The organism is Paenibacillus sp. P4_A7, from assembly GCF_056402455.1.
The window spans coordinates 1-3,087 of the sequence record NZ_JBFUHJ010000577.1 but is presented as its reverse complement, the minus strand read 5'-3'; the positions used below and the strand labels follow the sequence as shown (position 1 = coordinate 3,087).

Below are 3,087 nucleotides of genomic sequence, written 5' to 3'. Positions count from 1 at the left end.
CTGCTAGCTACTTCAGATTGCGTTTTGTCTCGGTAATAGCGCAAGTATACAATAAGTCGCTCACGTTCACTGAGTCCTTCAATCGCTTCAACCAATGCCAGCTTGTCGAACCAGCGATCTTGCGATTCATCAGCAATTTGATCCATTAGCGTGATCGGATCACCATCATTTTCGAATACCGTCTCATGAATAGACGTTGGCGGCTTGTTCGCCTCTTGAGCAAAAACAACTTCCTCGGGCGTAATACCAAGCCGTTCAGCAACCTCGCTAATGGTAGGTAGACGTCCTAATGTTTTCGATAGCTCATCCTTCATTTTACGCACCTTATTGGCCGTTTCCTTGAGGGATCTGCTAACCTTGATAGTTCCGTCATCACGAAGAAAACGTTGAATTTCCCCAATAATCATCGGTACCGCATAGGTCGAAAACTTTACATCATAGGACAAATCAAATTTGTCTACTGATTTAAGTAATCCGATACAGCCTATTTGAAACAAATCCTCGGGCTCATAACCACGATTGATGAATCGTTGTACGACTGACCATACGAGCCGTATATTACAATGAACGAGTGTATCTCTTGCAAGTGAATCACCGGTTTGGCTTAATGCGATAAGCCGTTTTACTTCCGCATCATCTAAGTATGGCTGGGCCGTTTGCTTCAAATCGACTTTCATGAGGTTCAACCCCTATGCCCTAGTTGTAGAGCGCTTTTTTCGATTCGATACGTTTCATCATGACTACACGGGTTCCACCGTCCAGCTGACTTGAAACCTCGAAGCGGTCCATAAAGTTTTCCATAATCGTAAATCCCATACCAGACCGCTCAAGCTCAGGCTTAGATGTGTAAAGCGGCTGACGCGCTAGCTCCAAATCCTCAATTCCCAGACCATTATCCGATATAACGATAGAAACAGATTCTCCTTCAATCTTCGCTTCAATTGTGACCTGCTGCGTTGGATCATTCTCGTAACCATGAATGATCGCATTCGTAACAGCTTCAGATATCACCGTCTTTAAATCATTAAGCTCATCCAAGGTCGGATCAAGCTGAGACACAAATGCAGCGACCGCTATACGAGCGAAAGCTTCATTCTCTGAGCGGGCACTAAAGGAAAGCGTCATTTCATTCGATCCGTTCATGACACCACCTCCAAACTGGAAATTGCGCTGCGTTCATTTTCGTGAATCGTCAATATTTTGAACAGACCCGACAGCTCTAAAAGGCGATGAACGCTCGGATTCACATCACAAACGACCATTTTGCCACCTTTACTCTTCACTTGCTTGTAGCGCCCTAGAATAACACCTAGACCAGAGCTGTCCATGAATTGCAATTCCTTAAGGCTTAAAATGACATGGTCACAGTTGCCTCGAAGAATGGCATCCTCCATCTTAAAGCGAACAACATCGGCTGTATGATGATCTAGCTCGCCTCTAAGGCGCACGATCAGCACATTACGGTAATGCTCCAATTCTGCTTGCAGACTCATTAAGCTAATCAACTCCTCCACTGATTCAGCTGCTTGCACTTGCCGTGTTAGATCTAGCTATTCTATGAAACGTTTGCCGTTTCCTGCCCGCCGACAAAACTAGAAGCATAGCGCTATCAACTGACAAAATACGAGTACATCTCGACCGTGGATCTTTCAAAAAATGAGCTAAGTAAACAAACCTGAAAATGATCGTTTCACCATTTTCCACCAGCCCGCTCTATCAACAGAAATCGGAGCATCAACTTCAAATTCCTTCAGCACTTGATCTCCTTGATAAACGACCAGCTTTCCAATAGACTGTCCAATTTGAACCGGAGCCTTTAGCGGACCGTTCATTTTCAACTCATACCGTATATCTTGTGTCTGGCTGCCTTTTTTGAGTAGAACGCTATAGGGATGCTTTGCAACTAACGGAAGGTTGACCGTTGTCCCTTTTTCAATCGTTACTGTTCCCATCGAATCACCTTCTTTAATAATGGAGTGATTCATATATTGAGCAAATGTATAATCGAACATTTGTGAAACTTCCGCATTTCTCGTCTTTGTATTCGGTTCACCCATTACAACAGCAATAACTCGCATATTATCGCGCTTTGCCGTTGCGGATAAGCAATATTTTGCCTCGGTGGTGAAACCCGTCTTTAATCCGTCGGCTCCGCTATAGAACCGAACAAGTTTATTCGTATTTACTAGCCAAAAAGGCTTCTCCGACGTTTTGCGTAAATAATCCTGATATAAGCCGGTGTATTTTGTCACTTCAGAATGTTTAAGAAGCTCCTTAGACATGATGGCAATATCATGTGCTGATGAGAAATGACCCGCTACAGGTAAGCCGTTTGGATTCATGAATTGTGTATCATTCATACCTAATTGTTTGGCTCTCTCATTCATCTTGGAGACGAATTGTTGTTCCGTCCCGGCTAATTTCTCAGCCATTGCAACAGAGGCATCATTTCCAGATGCAAGAGCAATTCCTTTGAGCATTTCTTCCACTGACATTTCTTCGCCAGCTTCTAGAAATATTTGCGAGCCACCCATAGAAGCGGCATATTCACTCGTTCGAACTTTATCGGTCAATTTTAGATGACCGTCATCTAGCGCCTCCATAATAAGCAGCATCGTCATTACTTTTGTAATGCTGGCTGGCGGCAACTGGTCATGACTGTTTTTCTCAAAAATCACAGTTCCGCTGTCAGCGTCCATAAGAATAGCCGAACGCGCTGAAGGAGCAAGGCTCAGCGATGAAGGTTGATTGTTCGGTGCGGGAGCAGGCTCTTTAGCGAAAATCACCGAAGGCAACACAAGCGCAAGCGTGATCATGAGTAAAAACAGCTTGAAAGAACGATTTTTCAACAGAAATTCACTCCTCAAATTTTTTGATGGCTGTCTAAACAAATGCTTAAATTTTAGATGGCACGTTATGGCTATATATTCCTTTTCATTGTTGACTAATATAATGAAATTTATTCCATATGAATCGAATTGAACCTATTTCCTTATTAACCACAACACACAAGCGTAAACGGCTGTCGCCGTCCTTGCGGCAAAGCAAAGTTTCGCGTGAATTATAAGCCTATTATAAGTGTGAAAC

4 protein-coding genes are annotated in these 3,087 nt (G+C 43.4%); all 4 read right to left on the bottom strand.

From position 1 onward, the window contains the following. A partial coding sequence (sigF, locus tag AC1DWN_RS31245) for an RNA polymerase sporulation sigma factor SigF (RefSeq protein WP_477562752.1) occupies nucleotides 1-677 on the bottom strand: 677 nt, incomplete at its 3' end. Nucleotides 678-696: 19 nt separating this feature from the next. Continuing rightward, nucleotides 697-1,143 carry an anti-sigma F factor gene (gene spoIIAB, locus AC1DWN_RS31240; protein WP_477562751.1) on the bottom strand — a complete coding sequence of 149 codons (447 nt, stop codon included), beginning with the start codon at nucleotides 1,141-1,143 and terminating at the stop codon, nucleotides 697-699. Beyond that, nucleotides 1,140-1,493, bottom strand: coding sequence for an anti-sigma F factor antagonist (gene spoIIAA, locus AC1DWN_RS31235; RefSeq protein WP_477562750.1), 354 nt, complete (start codon nucleotides 1,491-1,493; stop codon nucleotides 1,140-1,142). Before spoIIAA ends, spoIIAB begins: the two co-directional genes overlap by 4 nt. Nucleotides 1,494-1,661: 168 nt before the next feature. Next, the gene (locus AC1DWN_RS31230; RefSeq protein ID WP_477562753.1) at nucleotides 1,662-2,816 is read right to left on the bottom strand and encodes a D-alanyl-D-alanine carboxypeptidase family protein; all 1,155 of its coding nucleotides are present in this window, start codon (nucleotides 2,814-2,816) and stop codon (nucleotides 1,662-1,664) included. Nucleotides 2,817-3,087: the final 271 nt, after the last annotated feature.

Bases quoted from the DNA above. Each gene is read 5' to 3' on its own strand.
- spoIIAB (WP_477562751.1), bottom strand. From the start codon at position 1,143: ATGAACGGATCGAATGAAATGACGCTTTCCTTTAGTGCCCGCTCAGAG.
- spoIIAA (WP_477562750.1), bottom strand. From the start codon at position 1,493: ATGAGTCTGCAAGCAGAATTGGAGCATTACCGTAATGTGCTGATCGTG.
- AC1DWN_RS31230 (WP_477562753.1), bottom strand. From the start codon at position 2,816: ATGATCACGCTTGCGCTTGTGTTGCCTTCGGTGATTTTCGCTAAAGAG.